This is a genomic window from Arthrobacter sp. ISL-85, assembly GCF_018613675.1.
Lineage (GTDB): Bacteria > Actinomycetota > Actinomycetes > Actinomycetales > Micrococcaceae > Arthrobacter.
On record NZ_JAGGPQ010000011.1, the window covers coordinates 137,570 to 158,720 of the forward strand.

The following is a 21,151-nucleotide window of genomic DNA, read 5'->3' on the forward strand; positions in this document are numbered from 1 at the left end:
GGGGGCGGCATTTGTATGGGGGAACATATGGACGCGCTGGGAATTGTCGAAGACGAAGTCCGCGAGCTGATCCGCCGACGCGGCCTGGACCCGCTCAGGCAGGCGGGCGAGGTCCGCCGGTTGGTCGAAGCAGCGGTCACAGACTATGACGAACGGGCCTTGATGGGGCCGCTGCCGCCTCTTGGCCCTCTCGATGCAGCGCGCCGGTTCCTCTTCGACGCCGTCGCAGGTTTCGGCGTACTTCAGCCTCTCCTCGACGATCCTTCGATCGAGGAGGTCTGGCTCAACGCGCCCAACGAAATCTACGTGGCGCGCAACGGCGAGTCCGAACTGACGTCGCTGAGCCTCACGGAGCAGCAGGTGCGCGATCTCGTGGAGCGCATGCTCAAGAGCTCCGGCAGAAGACTGGATATGTCATCACCATTTGTCGACGCCGCCCTGCCGGACGGCTCCAGGCTGCACGTGGTCATTCCGGACGTCACGCGCCGGCACTGGGCAGTCAACATTCGCAAGTTTGTGGTGAAAGCAAGTCGCTTGGAACACCTGGTGGAGTTGGGGACGCTGACACCGCAATCCGCGCGCTTTCTCGGCGCCGCGGTGTCCAGCGGACTCAACATCCTCGTGTCCGGGGCAACCCAGGCAGGCAAAACCACCATGCTCAACTGCCTGGCGGCCAGCATCGGAAGCCGGGAACGTGTCATCACCGTCGAGGAAATATTTGAACTCCAGTTTCCACTCCGGGATGTGGTGGGACTTCAATGCCGTCAACCGAACCTCGAAGGCGAGGGGGAAATTCCTCTTCGCCGGCTGGTCAAGGAAGCGCTGCGGATGCGCCCGGACCGGCTGGTGGTGGGGGAGGTGCGGGAAGCCGAGAGCCTGGACATGCTCATCGCACTGAACTCGGGCTTGCCGGGAATGTGCACTGTCCACGCAAACTCGGCACACGATGCAGTCACCAAAATATGCACGCTCCCGCTGTTGGCGGGGGAGAACATCTCAAGCGCGTTTGTTGTTCCAACTGTTGCATCATGCATTGATCTCGTAGTGCACTGCAGCAGGCACGCTGACGGACGGCGGCAAGTCACTCAAATCCTGTCGCTGGGCCGCCGCGTGGAGAACGGCATCATCGAATCGTCATTGGTTTTTGGGCTGGAGAACGGAGCCCTGCATCCACGTGCCAACGCCATGCCGTCCGCGGAGAAATTCTCACGGGCGGGGTACGACGTCGCCGCGTTGCTGGACCCGCGATGATGTCCGCGCTCGTGGGAACGGTGGCGGGGGTTGGCCTCTTCCTCATCTGGTGGTCCTGCTGGGAAACGCCGGACCGCGGGAACCGGGAGCGTAGGCCGGGCCGCCTGGCTGACCTGCTGGCGGCCGCCGGTGTCGACAAAGTCTCGGCCCGCGGCTTGCTGGGGACTTGCCTTGGGCTCGGGATCTTCGTGACACTTCTCTTCTACGCGCTTAGCCGTTCCTGGCCAATTGCCGGGTGCTTCGGCCTCTTCGGCGGGTGGCTGCCCATTACCATCCTTCGGTGGCGGGCCAAGAAGAGGACGGCGCTGCTGCGTCAGCTTTGGCCTGATGTCGTCGACCACCTCCGATCTGCGATCCGGGCAGGCCTGCCGCTTCCAGAGGCCCTTATCCAACTTGGAGATAAGGGGCCTGAGGAGCTGCGGCCCACCTTTCGCGACTTCGCCGCTGACTACCGCGCCGGTGGCCAGTTCGATGGGTCGCTGAACAAGCTGAAGCAGCGGCTGGCGGACCCTGTAGCTGACCGCATTATCGAAGCACTCCGGCTGACGCGGGAAGTGGGCGGCTCCGACCTGGGGAAGCTCCTCGGCACACTGGCGGAGTTCCTGCGGGAAAACGCCCGGACCCGCAGCGAGCTGGAGGCGCGGCAGTCCTGGACCATCAATGCGGCCCGCCTTGCCGTCGCTGCGCCGTGGATCGTCATGATCCTGCTTGCGACCAGACCTGAAGCAATCCATGCATACAACACGCCGATGGGTGCCGTTGTGCTGCTAGGGGGCCTGGTGGTCTCGTTGGTCTGCTACACGATCATGTTGAAAATAGGGGCCCTCCCGCAGGACGAAAGAGTGCTCCGATGATTTCCGTTTCCCCCACAGCTGTCATTTGTGGAATCGGTCTTGGCCTAGGACTATGGCTCGTCATCTTCCGGTCCCCTCCAATGCGCGCCATAACATTGTCGGACCGGGTCGAGCCCCAACTTAAGTCGCAGAACCTGGAGTCCCGACTCCTGCGGGCCAGCGAGCATAACCTGACACCCTTCGGCCCGCTTGAACGGATCCTCCGTCCTGTCTTCCGGGACTGGCTCTCCGCCCTGGGCAAGCTCAACCCCTCACCCGGCGCTACCGGGCGGCGCCTGGCGCAGGCGGGGATCAATAAATCACCCATCGACTTCCGAGCGGAGCAGCTGCTGTGGGCGGCCACCGGCTTCGTCCTCTCTCTGGCCTTTATCCTCATTGGTGCCGCAGTGGGCAGGTTCAGCCCCTTGGTTGCGGCTGCGGTGGTCATAGGCAGTGCTGCAGCGGGTTTTCTGCTTCGTGACTGCTGGCTGGGCGCCCAAGTCCGCCGGCGGGAAATACGCATGATGGCCGAGTTTCCCAGCCTCGCCGAACTGATGGCGCTGGCGGTCGGCGCGGGAGAGAGCGCAACAGGTGCTCTAGACCGTGTCTGCAGGAGTGCGAAGGGTGAACTATCCAAGGAATTCGCGAAAATCCTCGCGGAGACAAGGGCAGGTAAGCCCCTGGTCCTGGCCTTGCAGGAATTTTCTACACGCACGGATTTGGCGCCGCTGGTCAGGTTCGTCGACGGGATCATCGTTGCAGTGGAAAGAGGAACCCCCCTGGCAGACGTGCTTCGAGCGCAGGCGCAGGACGTACGGGATTCAGCGAAGCGCGAGCTTATGGAAGCTGCAGGGAAGAAGGAAATCGCCATGATGGTGCCGCTGGTGGATTGTTACCCTTTCTGAGCGGTATAAGTCGCGCGGCTTCCATCGGCGCTATATATTCGGGTGACTTCCACAGAGATTTGTGGACGACCAGTTGGGGAGTGAGCAGTGAGCAAGTGCGGGACCAGGCGATGATGCCCACCTTTGACGTAGGAACCGGTCACCTTCCTGTCGGGCGTTACAGCTGCTCACCGGACGAGGCCCGCGCGGCGTTGGTGGATGATCCCCGATTCAAGAACTCGCAAACGCGCGCGGACATATGGTCCAACTTTGAGCGTTACCTCGCGTTGTTCTTTGCGCTGGAGGATAAGTACGCGGAGGATCTGCCGGTGCCGCTCCTGGACCGCGTGTGGCTGGGCGGGAGCTATGTCAGTGCCAAGCTGGATCCTAGAAACATGGATGCAACGCTGCATATTAACCAGGCGGCAAAGGATGCCATTAAGGGGCGCCCGGGTGCGGGAATATTCGCCCGCTCAAGGGATTCCGTACTAGAAGAGTTCAAACTATCCCGCCTATTCTTGAACTACGAACCCGTTGTGCACGTTTTTCGTCTAAATGAATTGGAAGAGTCGCAGAGGAACTACTTGGCCGGGCGTGGAGCATGGGACGACTGGTGGCAAAGGTGCAGGGCGGACGGCGAACGTGAGGGACCCACGCTAGAGACCTGCCCCCCACGACGAGGGTATTTGGAGGTGGTGTTCGAGTGAGTTTGCGTAAGTCCACGTCTGCATGGCGTAAGCGCATTGTGGCCGAACACGCCCTAGCCATCGAGAAGGCCGTTACGGTCGATGAACAAAACGCCCTAACCCTCGATGATTTGGGGTGGGAGCGCGTTGAGCGCGGCCAATGGCTAGAGGTAGCCCAGTCTTATGACCCGGGCGCCAGTCTTGCTGAGGAACTCTGCGTCCGTCTAGTAGGGGACACCGCCGTTAGCTCCGGTCTGCGGCTGGATTGGGAGGGCTTGCTCAGACCACTGCAAGACGCCGTGTCGGCCGGGACGTCGGAGGACGTTTCCTTGGAACTTTCTGGCTTTTCCAAGGGAAGTAGCGTCCTGCATTTTCGGGCTGTCAAGCGCGGTCCCGTTGACTTGATGACAGACCAGGGACCCGCTGTTCAGGAGACGCCGTTGGCGGCCCCCGCCCGTAGATTCATAGACTTCGTGGACGCCGTGGAGCATGAACGGGATGTTCGAATGTACTCCAAGTCCCCAATGCTGGGCGGCGTGGAGAGGCTTTCGGATGAGCTTTCTCGGCTCGATCTAGTGGCAGACTTCCGCTTTTACGCCAGAAGCGGCGATGTCCGTGGTGCCAAGCTCACGTCGCGCGGGATGGACTACGTGAAGGCCCTGCATGAGTCCGATGAGACAACGGACACCATACCCGTTAGTGGACGTATCACTGAGCTTCGCGAATCTGGACATGCCAAAGTCAAACAGGGCGTGACCCGAAATTCGCCAGCCTACGATGTTCATTTTGATGCACAAACGCTAACGGCAATGAGGCTAGTCCTGGGCCAGTCCGTCAATTGGCAGGTAGCTGTAATCTCAACCAAGGACAAACTGGACCGTGTCCAATCGACGCGTTACGAGTTCCGGCGTGTCTTGAGCAACACCGACCAACTTGAGCTTGAACTTCCGGCTGCGGCCAGATCAATTCGCACCCAGCGGGACGACGTTCTCAGGCCAGGTAGCGATTAGGAGCCGCTGACGTACGGCTAGCGTCTGCCATGGATGGCCCGCGCGGCAGCCAATCCGTTCCTCGGTTGAGTCGCCTTGGCAGGGCTGGCAGCAATGACGCGGCCCAGGTCCTTGAGCGCGGACAGGTACGCGGCGGACAGGCGTGTGGACGGGTCAGCGCCAGCGGCATCCATCTGTCTGGCGAGCGTACGGACCAGTTGCAACAATGCGGCGTGACGGCCGTTCAAGGCGTCCGCGGCCGCAGTGATTGATGCCTCAACGGCGGCTAAATGTGCGTCCATGAGTTCTCCCTGATGTTGGGTGAAAATCGGATGCGGGGGGAGGGAGGCCACTCTCACGGTGGACTGGCCTACCCGTCCCTGGCCAGCGAAAGCAACCCCCTATCCCTCGCGGTACTGGTCAGCGTGCCATTCCTGGCGCTGGCCGGACTGCGTCCTCACGGGGAGTGCGTCGATCTTAACTAATGCTCTGTGCATGGAGACGATGAGCATTAGGATTCCGACGAACGAAACCACTGACCCAAGGACCATGACGGCGATGAAGATGGCGACAAGGCCGCTGTCGTTCCTCAGCGCGGCCCAACTGGTGAAGTAGCCTCCGCCAACAGCCAACAGTGGACCCGCAAAGAGCAGCGAGATAGCGCCAACGTAGACGCCAGCAGAACGTTTGTACTCCATTTTTCCCCCCAAATAAGACACTCATAAGTTGCTTGAATCCTAAGAGTAACCAACGGTTGAGCCCCTCCTGTTACCCGGAAAGCGCTAAGGAGCGCCCGCCAGCGGCTGGGGTGCTGGCGGGCGCTCCTTTTGTTCCTGGTGGCGCTGGCGTGCGTTGACGCCGGGCTAGAAGATGGTCCCCGACTGTTCATGCCATCCGTCCGCGCTCTCAATCGCGGTGAGGTTGACGCCACCGTCAGTGGAGGTCTAGACGGTTACAAAGGTTCCCTTGAGGACCGCGGAGGGGCGGCGGACCTCAAGGTTGAACCTTCCCTCCGTTCGGGCCTGTACCTGGTTGCGGGTGAACATGTCGCCCGGCGTTCCCCACTCGGTCACAATGCCCTTGTCCCGGCCGATGACGGCGGCGCCCTCACCCAGCAGGTAGTAGGAGTTTGCGGCCAGCGAGTTGGACAGGGCCACGGGGACGCCCCAGGCCTTGCGGGTTTCCGCGTCGATGGCACTGCCGGTGTCGAACTCGCCGGAGGCGTTCCGCTTGATGGTCAGCGCCTCCCAATCGGCGGGGTTGAGGATGAACTCGACGGGGACCTCCCCGGCCGTTTCCAGCTTGGTGAGCGCCTTACGGAGTTCCACCAGTTTGTCCGTGTTGCCCGCGGCCGAGGTGAACGTCTGGATCCCGGAGGTGTTGGCCAGGCCGGTGAGGTTGTCCCCGGTGCCGTTGCCGCTGAGGACCTGGGCCTCCAGGGCGGTGAGGACGGACTGGGACAGTTCGGCGCCCACCCAGGTCTGGAGCGCCTCCCCATCCTCCAGGACAAACTTGTCCATCGGTTCCGAAAGCGTGGCGATGACGGAGAGCTTGCCGTCCTTTTTGACCAGGGACAGGAGGGAGGTGGGCTTGACGGCGCCGCTGGAGACAACGGCGGCGTTTTCGGTCCGGACCGACTGGGCCAGGTAAGAGTAGGCGGCGGGCCGCTCTACCGTGGGGATGACCTGGAGGAACGTCCGGAGCGGGCGGCCCAGGGTTACTGGGGTGGTGTCCACTAGGGGCGTCCCCACCACAACGGACCCGTTGGTGACCAGGGCCTTGGCGCCGTCAGGGCGGGTGCTTTTCATGGCGGTTGTCAGGCTGGCGGCGTGGGCCTTGGATCCCAGGTCAAGGTACTGGGTGCCGTCGCCGGGTTCCCCGCCCTGGGGTCCGGCAAGGGCGGCGATACCGTCAATGACGGACTTCTGTCCGCCTACGCGGGTAATCGTGGCGTCATAGTCGCGGATCTCGTCGTGGAACGCCTTGACCTGGGCCTCCTCCTGGTCCGTGAGGTCCCGGCCTCCGGACTTGGCGGCGTCGATGATGGACTGGGCGGACTTGAGGGCCGCGGCACGCTTGGCGTGAATAGACATTGGTTTTCCCGTTTCAGTGAGTGATGGGGCGCCGCGCGGTCCACGGGGAACGGGGGCTTGCGCCGTTGAGGGGGTGACGTGCCGGTGAGCGGGCGGGCTGGTTACCGCTGGCGTCTTCCGTGTGCGTCATGAAACGGGTTCGGGGAGTTTCAGGTTTGCCGGTTATCAGGTTGCCCTGACCTCCGCGGCTCCAAGCTCGCTCCCGTAGGTGGCTTCGAAATTCAGGATAGCGCGGCGGACAGGCGATTAACAGCCGGGCCGCCGCGCGTGTCCTAATGGCTGGGATTCGATGGCGTACAGCCGTTTCAGGATCTCCGCCACCCGGGGCGTCAGGACGCTGACCAGGACAACCCTGGCGCCCGCGTAATGGGGCGCCTCCAGTCCGCGGTCCGCCAGGAGTTCCTGTTCCTCACATGCCAGGGCATGGAATGCGTCCTCCGTCGCCTGGGTCCACTTCCGGGCCTCCCGTCGCTTGGAAATTTCGATCCGTGAGACGTCCGCCCCTGTAGAAATGGCGAGACGGTGACCGGCCGGGGTAAATCGCTTGGCGCCCATCAGCGGAGGTCCCGGGGTCCGAGTTCACGGCGGAGCGCCTCATACCGTGACTGGGCTACGCCGTGGCGTTGGCGGGCCATGAGGTCCGCCGCCAGACACAACAGGGCCTCCGTGAAAGGGTCCGCCGTTTGGTGGCCCAGGATCTTCTCCACGGCTTCCCCGGTGGTCATGCCGTCCATGAGTCCGGAGGCGTGGAGGTTCTCCATGTATTCGGCGCCGATGATCTGGACCACGCGGGGGTCCCCCTCTATCAGGGCGGTAACCGCCTGGACGGCCAGGGTGTGCTTGTTCGCCGGGGTGTGCTTGTTCATTACGGCAAATACTTCGTTCTCGCTCATTTTCCTTGCTCCTTGCCTTTACGTTCGTGAGTGCCCCGCTTGGTTCACTCGCACTGCTTCGGACGGCGTGTGAGTGCAGTGCCCCCTAAAGGGGCACTGGCGCACTCACTTTCAGTGCCCCGGCGCGCTCATGGCGCACTTGGGGCACTGGGGGTAAGGGAATGCATGATGGCCCGCCGGGCGCCCTCGTATTTGACGAGCAACTTCCGGTTGTGCGCCAGGATGAGGGCCTCCTGGATCTGCCTCCGGGTATGACCCGAGTCTTTGAGCGCCTCCTCCACCTGGCGGCCCGAGAGGGCGTTTACCCCGGTCAGCGCCGACAGCACCGCGGGGAGCGCCTCCTCAGCCTTGGCCTCCTTGCGGGTGGCCTCCGTGAGGGTCAGGTGGCGGGTTGTTTCGTCAAAAGCAAGGCCAGCCTCCGGCACGTCCACATCACGGCCAAACGCGCTGAAATAGCGGGGGCCGGACGGGTTGTCCTGGTCCTGCTTCACTATCTTCCACGTGGCGTCCGGCCAGTCCAGGATCCGGGAGTCACCGCGGGACCGCTCCCCGTTGTGCCCCATGTGATGGACCACCATGGCCTCCCCAACCCCCGCGGCCTCCAACAGGGCGTCAAACGCCACCAGGAACCGGCCCGCGTCTTTGTCCTCCGACAGGCCCAGCGCGTCCAGGACCGGCCGGAGGCAGTCCAGGACCACCACGTCCGCCCCCTGGATGAGCCGCACCCATTCCGCCCGGACGGACGGGTCCAGAATGTCGAACTCTGACACCCGCCCGCGCAGCGGGACAAGTTCCACCGCGTCCACGTTCCCGATGCCCTGCCCGCGGAGCCACCGCCGCAACGTTTTGCGGTGGAGTTCGTTGTCGATGAGGACCACGCGCGCGGCCTGGCCGGTCCGGTAGCGTCCGAACAGGTCAGCGCCGTCCGCCAGAGACCGGAGGACGTTCCCGACCGCGGTGGACTTGCCCGCCTTGTACTGGGCCGCCAGCACCACACGGCCGCCGGTAGGCCACAGTGCGTCCACCCGGTAGTCCTCCGATTCGTCCGGCTCATCCAGGAGGGCGGCCAGTTTCACCAGTTCCGGCTTGGCGCCGGTCCCGCCGTCCCGTTGCTGGCGGAACATGCGGGCCGCGTCATCCTGGACCCGTAACTGGAGGAGGCGTTCCGCCACGGCCCGGCTGTAGTTGTCCACGGCCTCCACGGGCGCCGCCAGGGCCACCTCCGCCGCCGCCATAGCGCTGGGCGCCACCACCGGGGCCGCGAGTGCCGCGGGCCGGTCCTCCGGCATGATGAGTCCGTCCAGTTGGGTGAGCGGGTCCGCGCAAGGGTCCACGCTGGCCGCGGTCCCGGCGGCGGCGATTGCCACGGCGCCGTCCTGGAGGCGGTCCCATTCCGCGGCGGCCTCCTCCGGGGTCCTATCTCCGGCCACGGCGTCCAGGAACGCGGACCGGACCGCGCCCAGGGCCTCCAGCGCCCCGATGTGGCCCTCCGCCGCAAGGTGGCAGATACCCATGGCGGCGTCCATGGCCGCGTCATGCCTGGAGCGTTGCCCGAAGGCGAGCGCGGCGGCGTAACCCTGCGCGGCGTGGGCCATCCGGCGGCACGTCTCCCCGGCGCCGTGTCCCGCCAACCAGGCGTTGACGGCGGCCCCGTCCAGGCTGGCGGCGGTGACGTCCTGTTCCCGGTGTCCGCCCGTGAGGGCCTTAACCCATGCCGGGGGCAGAGGCGCCAGGTCCGCGGGGGCGGGGACGCCGCTGGCGCGGGTGACGCCGTCCGGCCCGGTCCAGCGGTAGGTCCCGCCGTTGGGGTGGACGGAGGGCCAGACAACGGCGTACCGGTGCCGGGTCTGGATGACCTCTATCCCGTTGCCGAGGTCCCCGGGCCAGCGGAGGCCCTCCGGTACGCGGTACAGGCGGATCCCGGAGACGCCGTCCGCCCTGGAGCCGGTCCGCCAGGTTTCGGGCAACGGCCCGTGGGCGTCCTGGAGCGCGGCCAGGGTGCCGCCGCCGTCCTTGCCCTCATAGTGGTCCACGTCGATCCCAATAACCCCGGCGGGGAGGCGGAGGGCTATGTTGCCGTCCGGGAGTTGCTCCGCCCAGTCATACACGTCCGAGTAGCTGGGCCACGCACCGTCCCGCCCGGTGTACCCGGTGGGGACGGGCTTTTTCTGGCGGGCCGGGATGGGCAGGACCCCCCGCCACCCGGCGTCCCGGTAAAGGTCGAACGCCTCCGCATAAACGGAGCTACCGGCGGGTAAAATTGGAGTTACTGAAGGCTCCCCGCCTTGCTGATGGAAAGCCCCGGACCCCCCGCCGGGGCTTTTCTCTGCCCTCACTGGGATCCACCGCCCACGCGGAGCAGGACGGCGATACGTTCGGATTGTTCCGGGGTGAGGGGTGGCCACGTCTCAACCAGGCGGCGGACATACTCCGCCGTGGGGACAGGCTTGGTTTCCGCCTCTTGGCGGCCAGCCTTGGCGCTCACTGGGCACCCCCGGCAGGAGTGAGCAGGCCGTCAATCTCGTTGAGGTCTACGCGGATGACTTTGGCATTGACACGGTAGGCGGTGAGGAGTCCGCGGGTGATCCAGTTGTGGATGGTCCGCGGGGTGACGTCCGCATACTTGGCGGCCGTGGCCGGGGATGCGTAGCGGGGCGTTGACTCAGGCATTGGAGCCTCCTGGACAGTGGTTAGCTGCCGCTGGCTCCGGGGGACTTGGACGGGCCTGAATCCTGCCTACCCCGCGTGATGCGGTGGGAATGCCGAGTACGTGGTGATCCTACGTTTCTCCCGCCTAGGTATTCAGGCTATACAGCGGGACTACGCGACCAAATTAACACGATTTTCCGGACTATTCCGCCGCCAAGCCCGGCGTGTCTACCTATCCCTTGGGTTGAATGCGGACTTGGTCGTCAGTGAACCGGACCCCCTTACCTGCCTTTTCGATGGTCACCTCCATGAGGGACCGGATAATCTGTCGCTTGTTCTCCAATGGGAGCGCCGCCCATTGTTCCGGTACGTTGTCCGCCCCAGCGATTGCGGCTAGCGGATTTAGCGTTTCGTGGGCACCAATGGCGCCCTCCACGGCGGCCAGGTCTGCGCCGAGCTTGCCTGCTTGTTCCCGAACGGCGGCCGCCGACAGCAGACCCTCCGCCAGCATTGCCGCAAGGGCGTCACGGCGGTCCCGTAGCTCTACAGCCTTGGCCCTCAGCGTGTGGAGGTCATCGGACCGGGAGAACAGACGGGCCGCGTCCGGACGGGACAGGATGCCCACCACCACGTCCTCCACCACGCCGTCCACCAGGTCCATCCGGCGCGTCATGTGATGGCTCCTACAGCGGTACACCATGTAGTTGTGCTTGCTGGTTCGCATGGGGGAGGCGTACATCTTGTCTGTACAGACACCGCAGAGGCATATCCCCGAGAGCAGGTACTTACTGTTGAGGTCGTCTGGCGCGGTCCGCCGCCGCGGGTCCGTCAGTTTCTCCTCCAGACGGCGGTGCGTCTCCTGGTCCAGGATGGCCGCCCATTCGCCGGAGCCCATGTCCTCGCCGTTGTAGATGCGGCGCCCCGCCATGCGCGGATTAATAAGGAGGCGCCGGACTTGGGTGACGCCCCAGCGTCCTCCCGCAGTAGTTAGGTATCCCAGCCCGTTCCATTGCTTGGCAACAGAGGCGACGGTGGCACCTTCCAGGATCTTGGCGGCGCCCTCCCGGATGAGCCGGGCCTCGTCCTCAATCACCACCACGCCGCCGCCGTTCTCGCGGTCGTATCCGAATGGGCGGCGGGACCAGTAGGCGTTGCCCTCCGTGGCGCGTTTCCTGTTGGCGGTCCGCTGGCGGTTGCCTTTGTGCTGGACCTCCATGGCGGCGATTGCAGCCAGGATTGTGGCCACTGCAATGCCCGTTGGGTCGCCCAGGTCGATGGAGACGCCATGGACGGAGGCTATGTTTACGTTCCGCGCCTTGCCCGCGTCGATGACCCGAGTTAGGTCCGCGATTGAGCGTGTGAGCCGATCAAGGTGCCAGACCACCAAGGCGTCCACGTGGCCGCGCTCAATGTCGCCCACCAGTTGCTCAAACCCGGGTCGATTCTTGCCGGTTGAGGCGCTGATGGAGTTGTCACGGTAAACCGTGGCCACCTGCCAGCCCTTGGCCTCAGCCAGGAGGCGGCAATCCCGCTCCTGCCTTTCAATGGCGGCTCCCTCGCCGGTCTTGTCCTCGCTCTGCCTCACATACACCGCTACGCGCTTCATAGACCCCACAGTAAGGGGTGAACCGCACCAACAGGGTGCCGCTGGTATTCGGAGTGCTTCCCCTGACCGTGGTATTTGCGGTCTTCCCCGGCCTCGCGGCGATCAGCCTGGGTTTCTGATGAAGCGCAAAACTCGAAGCCGCACTTCAGCGGAACCTGCAAGTCCCCTCAACGAAATAGGAATAGGACGAAAGATGAAAACCACGGGAATCCGCTGCGCGGCGTTGCTTCTTGCTCTTGCGGCTTTGCTGCAGCTTCAGATGGTAAGGGCTGTTGGTCCGCACCCTCTCCGGACCGCACAGCGCAGCGGCCGCCCGGGTAAGGGCCAAGAGTCCTTGGCAGCCGCTGGCGATGACCTTGAACGCGGAGACGTGCCGGGCTGGGTGATGATTACCCTCGTGACTAGTGCCTGATCCCACCCAAGCATCTATTTGATGTCGGACCTGCCCAATATTGTGGCAACTCCACTAAGGAGGATCCCCTGCTAACCGACGACCACAAGGCCATGATCGACCTCGCCGCCGGCAACTACAAGTACGCCGGTTCCCTCGAAGACCTGGTCAAGGAACGCTTCGGCCTCACCCCCACCAGGTACTGGCAAGTCATGAACCAACTGCTACAGACATCCGAGGCCGCAGCCTACCGACCCGAAGCAGTCCGGCGGCTCAACGCCCGCCGCAGGCCCAAAACCCGGCTGCACTCACGACTCCTGCCCTAGCCGAACTGCACAAACCGGCCGCTCCACTCACCCTCACCGGGACGGCGAACGCTGGCCGATGGCACCCAGCACGAGAGGTGCTGGAAAGTTTCATCCGTCCAGGCGACGCTTACCCAATCCTGGTTGTAATGCGTGGCGTAACCGTGCACCTCCACCGTCCCGCCACTCGCCAGCGGCACCTGCGCGATGACCTTGGGCTCGCTGCCGTACACGAACCTCCGGACGCTTCCAGGCGCCAGCTCCGGCCGAGGGTCGGCATGCGCATACTCTGCGCCGTCCTGCACAAACGCGGTGTGCTCATCGAAAAGTCCCACAATCCCACTTAACCACCGAAAGCGGCCCACCTCCGAAGGGATGGGCCGCAACATTCAAAGGTGGTGCATAACCGGTCTTATTGGCCCCTTAGAATTATGAAGCTTTTGGTCCACTATTGGGGGTTCGTTTGGCCGGGAAACTTTTGCGCGATGTCCTCGAGCCGCGCAGCAATTCGCTCAACGCCGTCCGCCTGCTCTTCGCCACGGCGGTTATCGTTTCTCACGCTTGGGCAGTTGGTGAGTTCGGAGTAGAGCCATCTGCCGGCGGGACTACTGCCGGGGTCTGGGCAGTGCTTGGATTCTTCGGTATCTCCGGGTTCCTGATCACGCGTAGCCGCCTTTCCGGCCAGACCTCGTTCAGGTACTACCGTGCCCGGTTCCTCCGCATCTTCCCCGGCTTTATCGTATGCATCGCTGTGGTCGGGTTCGTATTCGCGCCGCTGTCGATTCTCCTGGACCATGAGGGAAGCTGGAGTTTCGGGAGCGCCCTCCAGTATGTTGCAAGCAACGCTGCCCTATATCCGCCCCACTTCTCGCAAAAAGGCGTCGCCGGGACACTGGAGCATGTCGCCTATCCGATCATGTGGAATGGATCGCTGTGGACCTTGTTCTGGGAGGCTGCCTGCTACATGGCGGTCGGCGTCGCGGCGTCTATCCTGCCGCGCAAGGCTCTGCCGCCGGCTGCCCTGGTGCTTTTCGTCGCCTGTACGGCGCTGCGGCTGCTGTGTGATGCCGATGCGATTAGTGTCCCGATGCAAGCTACGCGGGTTCTCTCGCTGATCATCGCCTTCACTGCCGGCGCCACGTTGTTCCTATACCAAGACCACATTCGAGTGTCCTTCCTGGCAGTGGCGGGGGCCTTGGCTGTGCTCGCAATCTCGATCCCACTGGGAATGGTTCAGTCCCTTGGGTCGCTTCCCTTCGTCTATCTGGTGATGGTAGCGGGCTGCTTGCTCCCTCTGACGCGGATCGGGTCCAAGTACGACATCTCCTATGGCATGTACATCTATGCGTGGCCTGTACAGCAGTTCGTCATGCTGACCCTTGGGGCTTCAGCTTCGTTGCCTATGGTCATCGTTCTCAGCGTGTTGTGCACTGTCCCCTTGGCATTCTTGAGCTTCGTCCTAGTTGAGAGGCCCGCGCAGGCATGGGGTAAGGGGCTCACGGAAAAGCCTGCACGCCCCACCCCAGAGCCATCTATCCTGTGAGCATCAGCAGGTCGGCGCATGCTATGAGGAGTGCGCCGAGCGCGTCATGGCCGACCGCTGGTAACCCTTGTGACTCGTGAGTCACAATGTGCTCGTGCTACCGTCCGGGGCATGGGGGAGACCGTACTAACGCCAGCAAGCGGCAAGCACCTAGGCTGGATGGACACACTTCGTGGCTTAGCGGTGTTCTTGGTCATATTCGAACACGCGATACTCCTCACGCCAGTTCCACTACCGGAATGGCTAGTGCATGCGAGTAACGTCTTCGCGCCGTTCCGCATCCCGGCCTTGATGTTCCTGTCCGGGATGCTCTTGCCGAAGTCGCTCGAGAAGCCTGGGGGGGTTTACCTGCGGGGTAAGTGCTCACGAATTGTCTGGCCATATCTGATCTGGTCAGTCATGATTTGGGGCCTGGCGAATTGGGGCGATGACCGGCCGAACCTGTTCGGTGAGTTGTTTGTCAACCCGACCACTACACCGATGTGGTTCCTGGCGTATCTCGCCGTTTACTACGCGGTTGGCCTGTTCCTCAACGGCTGGCGTGGGCTGGCCGCGATCGTTCCATCGATGCTGGCGTCAGCGGTTATTGGGGATAACAATGGTGGCCGATTCTTCTACTTGCTCGCATTCTTCCTGCTAGGTGATTGCATCAGCCGGAACGCGGACAAGGTGTTTCCCTTGATTTTGCGGAGAGAGGTAAGAATCCTTGCCGCGATGGTAGCGGTTGGCCTTGCCACGGCATCGGCATTCGGTGTGCACGTCAAGTACATTCCGCTCTACTCCATTCCCGTGTTCGTTAGTATCGCCGCCATCATCCCGCTAGTGGAAAGGCTAAGCCGATCGAAAGTCGGCAAGGCCATCGGTGGCTACGGGCAGCACACGATCATTTTTTACGTGCTTCACTGGCCGGTGATGGTCTACGCATGGAACCTGCTCGCAAAGCTCGGCGTCAGCAACGGCTTGGTGCTCGCGGCTGGAAACCTGGCGGCCGGCTTGGCGGCCGGGTACATAGCACTTGCCTTGGTTCGCAGATATCCTCGATTGGCAATCCTGTTCAGGTTCGACCTTCAGCTCAGACAGGTTGCTGCTGGTAAGGTCAGGGCCCATGGGGAATCTACTTCCAATTGACCGCCTGAAACTTGCTTGGTTGCGGGCTAAGCACGGCACCCCGGCAGGTGAAGCCGCCCAGTGCCAATACGGGGCGGCCGCCGACAGCATGGCCCTACGATGCGACGTGATCGTGGAACCATACTGCGGCTACCGTGAGCATGGCATGGTCTTCTGCACAGACGGGCACGCAGCCGAAGACCAGGAAACGTACATCATGTGACGACTCACCTTGCCCATATGATGGGGGCATGACTTTTGGGGGAAATATCAAGCAGCGCGTTGCCTTTTGGGCTGCGGTCGCGTCTTTCATCGCCGCCGTGCTAGGCGCAGTCGAGTACACGACAACCGGAGCTGACGGGTACAAGGCGCTGGCTGTGGGCGCGTTCATGCTCGGCATCATCTTCTTCGCCGGGGTTTGGGCTCTTGGACTAACCAAGCCAGTAGACCCCAGCGAAGAAGAATGGATGAACTCGATCCGCTAAACAGCGGCCTTCAGGATCGGTGCCAGTCCGATAGCCAGGCGCTGCGCTATGTGTCGGAATCCGATGGGGTAGGACGGGTGGGTAGCGTCCCCACACCTGTTGTAGTCTGCTGAGCCGTCGCGCTTTTGGGCCGTTATCTGCAACGTTACGCCGGACGCCGAGGCCGTAGCGGCGGCGGAAAGTGTGCAGCTCGTGCCACTTGCAAACGCGGTCATATAGGCCAGTGGCGGAATGCCGGCGCCCCTAATTGTCTTGCCGATGTCACCGGCCCCGAAGTTGGCTGTTGCACTGGTGAGGGTTGTTGACCCGCTGGTTGTTACCCCATCCGTTACCTGGCGGTATCCGTCACAGCCGGTGCCAGTGTTCATGGTGTGTACGTCCAGGAACGGGACGCCCAGCGCGGTCCATGCGGTCTGCTCGGTTGTCGTGAGGGTGTCCATGCCCGCGCTCGTTGCAGCGGCTAGAAGCGGTGAGGTGGCAATGATGTACGTGTTTGGCAGGGCGGCTTTCACCGCAGCGTACAGGGCGTTTATTTCGTCCGTGATCTGCTGGCTGGTGTAGCCGGAATCGTTGATGGTTCCTTGGAAGATCAGCACGTCCGGCGCGTAGGGTGCAATGTCAGCGGCGAACCTGCCCCGGTAGGTTGGCTGGGTGCTGTTGTTAGTGGCAAGGTAGCCGGTTCCGCCGATGCTGCGGGGCCACAGGTCCTTGAGGTTCAGCATTTCGGCCAGCGTGTAGTAGTAGCCGGGAGTGTAAGACGGCGCGTAGGCGACGTTATCGAAAGCCTGCCCGTTGCCGAATGAATCCCCAACGATCATCACGCGCAGCGGGGAAGGGTCCAAGGGTGCAAAGAGCAGGTCCATGGGCTGTTTCATGATGCCGCCGAAGCCCATCCGGTCAAGTTCGATCCGGACGTCATAGGTTCCCCGGACACCCATGTCTACCTTGATGAGCCGGTCGCTGCTGTCCGTGACGGGCTGGGTTTGGAAGTCGGCCGTGAGCGGCTGCCCATTGATCCAGATGCGGTACATGCCCTTGTTGGCGTAGGTGCGGAACTCGAACGCCTGCCCCTGGAAGCCGAAGTTCACAGCGAGCCCGCCATGATCGGAGTTGGTACCGATGTTCTTGGCGAGGCAGTACCACGCGCCATACGGGGTAACGTCCGAACCGGTGTACACGAACCGCGAATCTGTGCGGTCTGTCAGGGTGGCCAGTGGGATGGTGGTGGTTCCGTTGGCTCCATAGGTGACCGTGCCCAGCGATGCGTTGCCAGGCAGTGGGTTCCGCAGGCGGGACGGGAGCGCTTTGAATGATGGTGCTGTGCGTCGTACTGCGCCAATCGCTGTCGGGGTTACTGGTGCGTCAAGGATGCCCATAGTTAGCTCACCACAATCTGGGGTACGTTGGTCGCCGCGCCAGCAGCGTTCCGGGTAATGGCAGGCTGCGTGAAGGTCTTGATGACCGGCGAGCCGTAGGTGATGTTGTAGGCGAGGACAGCATTGTTCGCGTCCCGGCTGGTGATGGTCATGGTCCCCGGCTTGCCGTCCGGCCACACCACAGCGGCACTTGTGATCAGGTTGTTCGCGTCCACAGTAACCGCCCCGGCAATGATCGAATCAGGATTCTTGGCGAGGTTCGCGTAGTTGGCATAAGTGGCAGTTAGTGCCACCGAGGATGGGCTCGTCGGGTCGGACAGCTCCCGCTTCAGAACGTCCCTGGGGGACAGGTCAAGGAATCCACTCATGATGCTCCTTAGGCGATCGTGCGGGCTGGCTGGTTGGTGATCCGGCCGGCGGCGTCACGGGTGACGGCAGGCTGGGTGACGGTCAGGGTGGTGGCACCGGCGTAGGTCACCGTGAAGGCATCCACCGAGCCGGGGAACGTGGTAGACGGGGTCCCGGAGTAGACCCCGGCGGTCCCGTCCGGCCACAGCAGGGACGCTGACGTGGCCACGCCGTTGGCGTCCCTGGTCACCGACCCGGAGAACAGCAGTGACGGGTCAGCGGCGAGCGCCAGCAGCGCTGCGCCGATGTCGTCCTCAAGGTGGTTGAGGTTGACATCGTTCAGCGGCGTGCCGCCCAGGATGCCGTTCTTCCAGGTACGTTTGCGCATCGGTTTACTCCTGAATCGTGTAGGGCAGCGGGGGGGGCTCGACCGTGGGAGCACCGGGGGCGGGGACATTGTCGGTGGGGGCTGGTGCCGGCAGCAGCGGCCGGCCTTCCAGGGCGCGGAGCCGGTTTTCGTGGTCGAGCAGGACGTCCTGGTGGGCGACGGTGAGCAGCTCGTAGCGGACGGAGTCGATCTTCCCGTCGAACCAGGTCAGCAGCTCCGGGACATGTTCGGCCACCTGCTCGGCGATCAGGCCGTACTCGTTCTTCCGGCCCGGGATTTCCTGGACCGGGCCCTCGGCCGGCTGCCCGTCCGGGGTGAGGACCGGCGGGTAGGTTGGCTTCTTGTCGTAGAGCACGGGCCGGAGCGCCAGGACGCGGGCCGGGTCCATGGAATGCGCCCGGACGTTCTGCTTGTACTGGATGGAGGAGACGTTCCGGCCGAACTTGAACCCGCCGTTGTTGCCGACGTAGACGGCGTAGTACTCGGTGCCGCCGACGTTGTTCGTCCAGCCGTACTGGGAGCCGTCCGACTGCCCGGCGTGGGTGGCCTCGGTGGCGGTGGCCGCTGCGGTGGCGTTGGCCACCGCCGAGGTCACCAGCGGGGCGAAGTCCGTTGGCTTGCCGGAGACGGTGTCCCAGGTGGTGGCCTGCGCGCCGACCTGCACCCAGGTGGGCCCGACGAGGACTTCCACGCCGAACGCGCCCGGGTTGGTTTCGATCAGCGCGCCGAACCGGGCCACGGCGCTGGTTCCGGCGGAGTCATAGGCGACGAATGTGCCGGTGGCGGGGTCCACGCTGACGCCGAGGGTCCCGTCCTCGCGCTTGAACTGCATCTGGCCGTTGACCAGGACGCCGTTTGGGATGACGCCGATTCCGGCTGTGGCGAGGATGTTCGCGGCGCTGAACTGCTGGACGCTGCGCTCCAGCTCCTGCACCCTGCGCTGCAGCGCGTCCTCACCCGGGAACTGCGAGCCGGGAAGCCCTGGCTGGTCCATCTAGTCGATCCCCTCAATGTCGCTCACGTCGATCAGCGGCGTGATGGTGGTGTCAGTGATCTCCGCGCCGACTACCCGGGCCGTCCCGGTCAGCCCGTCCGGCCATGCAGGTGCCGTCAGGTCAAAGCCGATGTCATCGCCCAGGAACCAATCCGTGCCCAGCCGCGGCGCTTCCTGCCGGTTCGCGGTGATGGCGAGCGCGAGCGTCCCGTTTTTCATGGCGGCCAGGGCGCGCTGGGCGTGGGCGGTGAGCGTGTTCACGTCCGTGATGGACGTTGAGGGGGTCCAGCGGTACTCGAAGCGTGGGCTGGGGTCGGTGGTGTCCACCTGGTGGGGTGACTGCGGCCGGGCACCGTCCACGCCGGAGGACACGGCCATGACGTCGTTGGCGCCCTCGGACGAGTCGTAGCCCTCGGTGAGCTCGGCCGAGTCCACAGCTCCGGGCAGGTAGAACTGGGCTGCCGGGTTCAGGCCGTCCGGGGGTGGGGAGCCCAGCCGGTCACCGACGTGGGCGACCAGGCCCAGGGTCTGGCTGTCCACCCATTCCCAGCTCACGGTCCATTCCGGGCCGCCGACGACCCCGGAGAGGTCGCGGAGGACGCTGTAGAGCGTCTTGTCCGAAGCATCGGTGTAGGCCCGGGTCCGGGGAGTGCCGTCACCACCGTGGATCTCCACGCGGATGGGGATGCCGCGCTTCGTGGCGGTTGTCGCGGCGTACTTCTCGATGAGGTCTTTGATGATCAGGTTTTGCGGGATGTTGTTGTAGTTCTCGTCCCCGACAAATACCCGATCGAAATATCCCTCGGCCGTGACCAGGGAGAGTTCGACATCTGGGCCGGCGTTGGTGACCCTCTTGGTCACCATGCCTCCCCAGATAGGCACTTCCGTGCCGTCCTTGAGGATGTCCAGGGCCACAAGGAACACCGACCGCTTCCGGGTTGCTTGCCGCCAGTTCGTCGGCGCGGTATCCAGCGGTAGCTTGGCCGTCTGGGACTCGTAGCGCATCAGCGTCTGCTTCAGCGCCGCGTCCACCCGCAGGTCGGTGAGGTCAGTGATGACGCTCCCGTTGTTCGCATTGACCGAGGTCCACGAGAGCGTCACTACTGCCTCCTAGGGGCTGAGCTGGTTGAGCCGGTTTGCCACCTGCTCAGCGGTTGCCTGCGGATCCTCCGCGGCATGAATGGTGATGTTGTTGACTACAGGTGCGGCTGCCGAATGCTTGGGCCCGTCGTCAATCGCACCCGCGGCCGGGGTCAGGGAGTAAACCGGCGTTTTTGCGGAACCCAGGACGGCCTGCACCAGCCACACCGGGATGCGCGGTTGGAGCCACCGCCACAGGGCGTACCAAGCGGCGATCACCACCGAGGTGAACACCGCAGTCACGACTGCGGTGACAGGCTCGGAGAGGCCCAACAGGTAGGCCTGCAAGGGCAGCAGCTGCGGGACCAGCAGGATCAGCCAGGCAATAAACCCGCCCCACAGGGACGGGACAACGGTCCGCAGGATCGCGGTCAGGAACTGCGTCATCAGTTGCCCCCTGCCGTGACGGTCACCTTGATGGTGTTCAGCTTGGCAGCGAAGGCGTTGTAGGCGTCCTCGGCGGCCTGGGCAGCGTCCGGGCCTGGGGCAGCTTTAACGGCGTCCACGATGCCGCGCACAGCGGCAAGGAGAGTTTCGCGGGTAGCAGTGTGCTGGTAGTCGGTGAACCCTGCCATTGTGGCGAGGCTGGTGGTCTGCCCGTCGTCCTGAGCGGTAATCGGGTCCTTGTGGGGAACTTGGCGGGTCAGAGTGTCCCCGGGGACGTCCCGAAGCACCTGGTAGGCGTCCCTCTGTTCGATGTCGGGGTTCTTGTAGGACCAAACGGCGCGGGCGATTTCGTCAAGTGATGGCATGTCATCCTCCAAGGGGGTGATGGATTCGGATTGAGTTTGGATGCTGGATTCCTGCACCACGCGGATGCCGGAAATATCCTCGGACCAGCCGAGGTAGGTAAGTGGGTTTCGCCAGTAGTACGCGATCAGGTCCTGCAGGCTGGGGTGGTGGTGTGGGACGGCGGAGTCGTCCGAGGTGGAGTAAACACTTCCGTCCGCCATACGGAGAGCAACATGCCCTGCCGGTTCCGTGGCCAGCTTGAACCAGACCGGAACCGCGCACTCGGCGGGAAAGTCCCAGTCCTGGTGACGGTACTTGGCGTTGTTCCAGCCAGCCGTAGCTGTTGGCTCCACAGCAGGGGCGCCGAACGTCTGGCGGACGTATTGCAGGCACCAACCGGGCTTGCAGGGGATGTCAGGGTCTGGTTCAACTAGCTGCTGAAAAACCATTTGTGACTC

The 21,151-nt window shown here is 63.6% G+C and carries 26 protein-coding genes; 9 read left to right on the forward strand and 17 right to left on the reverse strand.

What is annotated here, in order from left to right:
• Positions 1-27: 27 nt before the first annotated feature.
• The 5 genes from J7I84_RS08680 to J7I84_RS08700 all read left to right on the forward strand — a co-directional run bounded on the left by J7I84_RS08680 (position 28) and on the right by J7I84_RS08700 (position 4,664).
• Positions 28-1,251, forward strand: coding sequence for a CpaF family protein (locus tag J7I84_RS08680; RefSeq protein ID WP_214943456.1), 1,224 nt, complete (start codon positions 28-30; stop codon positions 1,249-1,251).
• The gene (locus tag J7I84_RS08685; RefSeq protein ID WP_251046332.1) at positions 1,248-2,105 is read left to right on the forward strand and encodes a type II secretion system F family protein; all 858 of its coding nucleotides are present in this window, start codon (positions 1,248-1,250) and stop codon (positions 2,103-2,105) included. The genes J7I84_RS08680 and J7I84_RS08685 overlap by 4 nt, the downstream gene beginning before the upstream one ends.
• Positions 2,102-2,989, forward strand: coding sequence for a type II secretion system F family protein (locus J7I84_RS08690; RefSeq protein WP_214943459.1), 888 nt, complete (start codon positions 2,102-2,104; stop codon positions 2,987-2,989). Before J7I84_RS08685 ends, J7I84_RS08690 begins: the two co-directional genes overlap by 4 nt.
• Positions 2,990-3,069: 80 nt before the next feature.
• Positions 3,070-3,675, forward strand: a complete 606-nt coding sequence (locus J7I84_RS08695; protein WP_214943462.1) for a DUF6932 family protein — start codon at positions 3,070-3,072, stop codon at positions 3,673-3,675.
• 38 nt (positions 3,676-3,713) lie between these two features.
• Positions 3,714-4,664 carry a hypothetical protein gene (locus J7I84_RS08700; RefSeq protein ID WP_214943465.1) on the forward strand — a complete coding sequence of 317 codons (951 nt, stop codon included), beginning with the start codon at positions 3,714-3,716 and terminating at the stop codon, positions 4,662-4,664.
• A 17-nt stretch (positions 4,665-4,681) separates the two neighbouring features.
• Here J7I84_RS08700 and J7I84_RS08705 read toward each other — a convergent pair whose 3' ends face one another.
• From J7I84_RS08705 to J7I84_RS08745, 9 genes are all read right to left on the reverse strand, one after another.
• A complete protein-coding gene (locus tag J7I84_RS08705) occupies positions 4,682-4,945 on the reverse strand; it encodes a hypothetical protein (protein ID WP_214943468.1) in 264 nt (87 codons plus the stop codon).
• 99 nt (positions 4,946-5,044) lie between these two features.
• Positions 5,045-5,341, reverse strand: a complete 297-nt coding sequence (locus J7I84_RS08710; RefSeq protein ID WP_214943471.1) for a hypothetical protein — start codon at positions 5,339-5,341, stop codon at positions 5,045-5,047.
• Positions 5,342-5,587: 246 nt separating this feature from the next.
• Positions 5,588-6,736 carry a phage major capsid protein gene (locus tag J7I84_RS08715; protein WP_214943475.1) on the reverse strand — a complete coding sequence of 383 codons (1,149 nt, stop codon included), beginning with the start codon at positions 6,734-6,736 and terminating at the stop codon, positions 5,588-5,590.
• A gap of 246 nt (positions 6,737-6,982) precedes the next feature.
• A complete protein-coding gene (locus tag J7I84_RS08720) occupies positions 6,983-7,291 on the reverse strand; it encodes a hypothetical protein (protein ID WP_214943478.1) in 309 nt (102 codons plus the stop codon).
• A complete protein-coding gene (locus J7I84_RS08725) occupies positions 7,291-7,629 on the reverse strand; it encodes a hypothetical protein (RefSeq protein WP_214943481.1) in 339 nt (112 codons plus the stop codon). The genes J7I84_RS08720 and J7I84_RS08725 overlap by 1 nt, the downstream gene beginning before the upstream one ends.
• A 128-nt stretch (positions 7,630-7,757) precedes the next feature.
• On the reverse strand, positions 7,758-9,965 hold the full coding sequence (locus J7I84_RS21895; protein WP_214943483.1) for a bifunctional DNA primase/polymerase: 2,208 nt from the start codon (positions 9,963-9,965) through the stop codon (positions 7,758-7,760).
• On the reverse strand, positions 9,962-10,114 hold the full coding sequence (locus J7I84_RS08735; RefSeq protein ID WP_214943486.1) for a hypothetical protein: 153 nt from the start codon (positions 10,112-10,114) through the stop codon (positions 9,962-9,964). The genes J7I84_RS21895 and J7I84_RS08735 overlap by 4 nt, the downstream gene beginning before the upstream one ends.
• Positions 10,111-10,299 carry a helix-turn-helix domain-containing protein gene (locus tag J7I84_RS08740; RefSeq protein ID WP_214943489.1) on the reverse strand — a complete coding sequence of 63 codons (189 nt, stop codon included), beginning with the start codon at positions 10,297-10,299 and terminating at the stop codon, positions 10,111-10,113. Before J7I84_RS08740 ends, J7I84_RS08735 begins: the two co-directional genes overlap by 4 nt.
• 211 nt (positions 10,300-10,510) lie before the next feature.
• Positions 10,511-11,884: a recombinase family protein gene (locus tag J7I84_RS08745; RefSeq protein ID WP_214943492.1), complete on the reverse strand. Its 1,374-nt coding sequence runs from the start codon at positions 11,882-11,884 to the stop codon at positions 10,511-10,513.
• Between the two features lie 480 nt (positions 11,885-12,364).
• On the opposite strand from J7I84_RS08745, the gene J7I84_RS08750 reads away from it, so the two are divergent.
• Positions 12,365-12,601, forward strand: coding sequence for a DUF3263 domain-containing protein (locus tag J7I84_RS08750; protein WP_285291207.1), 237 nt, complete (start codon positions 12,365-12,367; stop codon positions 12,599-12,601).
• Here the strand turns inward: J7I84_RS08750 and J7I84_RS08755 are convergent.
• Positions 12,598-12,915, reverse strand: a complete 318-nt coding sequence (locus J7I84_RS08755; RefSeq protein WP_214943498.1) for a hypothetical protein — start codon at positions 12,913-12,915, stop codon at positions 12,598-12,600. The two genes, J7I84_RS08750 and J7I84_RS08755, sit on opposite strands and share 4 nt — an antisense overlap.
• Positions 12,916-13,043: 128 nt before the next feature.
• Here J7I84_RS08755 and J7I84_RS08760 point away from each other — a divergent pair, with 128 nt between their 5' ends.
• The 3 genes from J7I84_RS08760 to J7I84_RS08770 all read left to right on the forward strand — a co-directional run bounded on the left by J7I84_RS08760 (position 13,044) and on the right by J7I84_RS08770 (position 15,715).
• Complete coding sequence (locus J7I84_RS08760) at positions 13,044-14,123, forward strand: acyltransferase (protein ID WP_214943501.1); 1,080 nt, start codon at positions 13,044-13,046, stop codon at positions 14,121-14,123.
• A 111-nt stretch (positions 14,124-14,234) separates the two neighbouring features.
• Complete coding sequence (locus J7I84_RS08765) at positions 14,235-15,251, forward strand: acyltransferase (protein WP_214943504.1); 1,017 nt, start codon at positions 14,235-14,237, stop codon at positions 15,249-15,251.
• Between the two features lie 230 nt (positions 15,252-15,481).
• Positions 15,482-15,715, forward strand: a complete 234-nt coding sequence (locus tag J7I84_RS08770) for a hypothetical protein (RefSeq protein ID WP_214943508.1) — start codon at positions 15,482-15,484, stop codon at positions 15,713-15,715.
• On the opposite strand, the gene J7I84_RS08775 is transcribed toward J7I84_RS08770, so the two are convergent.
• Genes J7I84_RS08775 through J7I84_RS08805 form a run of 7 tightly spaced genes read right to left on the reverse strand, consistent with a single transcriptional unit; the run spans position 15,712 to position 21,142 of the window.
• A complete protein-coding gene (locus J7I84_RS08775; protein WP_214943511.1) occupies positions 15,712-17,091 on the reverse strand; it encodes an SGNH/GDSL hydrolase family protein in 1,380 nt (459 codons plus the stop codon). The two genes, J7I84_RS08770 and J7I84_RS08775, sit on opposite strands and share 4 nt — an antisense overlap.
• 2 nt (positions 17,092-17,093) lie before the next feature.
• On the reverse strand, positions 17,094-17,459 hold the full coding sequence (locus tag J7I84_RS08780; RefSeq protein WP_214943514.1) for a hypothetical protein: 366 nt from the start codon (positions 17,457-17,459) through the stop codon (positions 17,094-17,096).
• An 8-nt stretch (positions 17,460-17,467) separates the two neighbouring features.
• On the reverse strand, positions 17,468-17,827 hold the full coding sequence (locus tag J7I84_RS08785; protein WP_214943517.1) for a hypothetical protein: 360 nt from the start codon (positions 17,825-17,827) through the stop codon (positions 17,468-17,470).
• A 4-nt stretch (positions 17,828-17,831) separates the two neighbouring features.
• Positions 17,832-18,821, reverse strand: a complete 990-nt coding sequence (locus tag J7I84_RS08790; protein ID WP_214943520.1) for a tail fiber domain-containing protein — start codon at positions 18,819-18,821, stop codon at positions 17,832-17,834.
• Positions 18,822-19,922 (reverse strand): hypothetical protein, encoded by a 1,101-nt coding sequence (locus tag J7I84_RS08795; protein ID WP_214943523.1) that lies wholly within the window; start codon positions 19,920-19,922, stop codon positions 18,822-18,824.
• 9 nt (positions 19,923-19,931) lie between these two features.
• Positions 19,932-20,348, reverse strand: coding sequence for a hypothetical protein (locus J7I84_RS08800; protein WP_214943526.1), 417 nt, complete (start codon positions 20,346-20,348; stop codon positions 19,932-19,934).
• On the reverse strand, positions 20,348-21,142 hold the full coding sequence (locus J7I84_RS08805) for a hypothetical protein (protein WP_214943529.1): 795 nt from the start codon (positions 21,140-21,142) through the stop codon (positions 20,348-20,350). Before J7I84_RS08805 ends, J7I84_RS08800 begins: the two co-directional genes overlap by 1 nt.
• Between the last annotated feature and the right edge of the window lie 9 nt (positions 21,143-21,151).

Bases quoted from the DNA above. Each gene is read 5' to 3' on its own strand.
- J7I84_RS08680 (WP_214943456.1), top strand. From the start codon at position 28: ATGGACGCGCTGGGAATTGTCGAAGACGAAGTCCGCGAGCTGATCCGC.
- J7I84_RS08685 (WP_251046332.1), top strand. From the start codon at position 1,248: ATGATGTCCGCGCTCGTGGGAACGGTGGCGGGGGTTGGCCTCTTCCTC.
- J7I84_RS08690 (WP_214943459.1), top strand. From the start codon at position 2,102: ATGATTTCCGTTTCCCCCACAGCTGTCATTTGTGGAATCGGTCTTGGC.
- J7I84_RS08705 (WP_214943468.1), bottom strand. From the start codon at position 4,945: ATGGACGCACATTTAGCCGCCGTTGAGGCATCAATCACTGCGGCCGCG.
- J7I84_RS08710 (WP_214943471.1), bottom strand. From the start codon at position 5,341: ATGGAGTACAAACGTTCTGCTGGCGTCTACGTTGGCGCTATCTCGCTG.
- J7I84_RS08715 (WP_214943475.1), bottom strand. From the start codon at position 6,736: ATGTCTATTCACGCCAAGCGTGCCGCGGCCCTCAAGTCCGCCCAGTCC.
- J7I84_RS08720 (WP_214943478.1), bottom strand. From the start codon at position 7,291: ATGGGCGCCAAGCGATTTACCCCGGCCGGTCACCGTCTCGCCATTTCT.
- J7I84_RS08725 (WP_214943481.1), bottom strand. From the start codon at position 7,629: ATGAGCGAGAACGAAGTATTTGCCGTAATGAACAAGCACACCCCGGCG.
- J7I84_RS08740 (WP_214943489.1), bottom strand. From the start codon at position 10,299: ATGCCTGAGTCAACGCCCCGCTACGCATCCCCGGCCACGGCCGCCAAG.
- J7I84_RS08745 (WP_214943492.1), bottom strand. From the start codon at position 11,884: ATGAAGCGCGTAGCGGTGTATGTGAGGCAGAGCGAGGACAAGACCGGC.
- J7I84_RS08765 (WP_214943504.1), top strand. From the start codon at position 14,235: ATGGGGGAGACCGTACTAACGCCAGCAAGCGGCAAGCACCTAGGCTGG.
- J7I84_RS08770 (WP_214943508.1), top strand. From the start codon at position 15,482: ATGACTTTTGGGGGAAATATCAAGCAGCGCGTTGCCTTTTGGGCTGCG.
- J7I84_RS08775 (WP_214943511.1), bottom strand. From the start codon at position 17,091: ATGGGCATCCTTGACGCACCAGTAACCCCGACAGCGATTGGCGCAGTA.
- J7I84_RS08780 (WP_214943514.1), bottom strand. From the start codon at position 17,459: ATGAGTGGATTCCTTGACCTGTCCCCCAGGGACGTTCTGAAGCGGGAG.
- J7I84_RS08785 (WP_214943517.1), bottom strand. From the start codon at position 17,827: ATGCGCAAACGTACCTGGAAGAACGGCATCCTGGGCGGCACGCCGCTG.
- J7I84_RS08790 (WP_214943520.1), bottom strand. From the start codon at position 18,821: ATGGACCAGCCAGGGCTTCCCGGCTCGCAGTTCCCGGGTGAGGACGCG.
- J7I84_RS08800 (WP_214943526.1), bottom strand. From the start codon at position 20,348: ATGACGCAGTTCCTGACCGCGATCCTGCGGACCGTTGTCCCGTCCCTG.
- J7I84_RS08805 (WP_214943529.1), bottom strand. From the start codon at position 21,142: ATGGTTTTTCAGCAGCTAGTTGAACCAGACCCTGACATCCCCTGCAAG.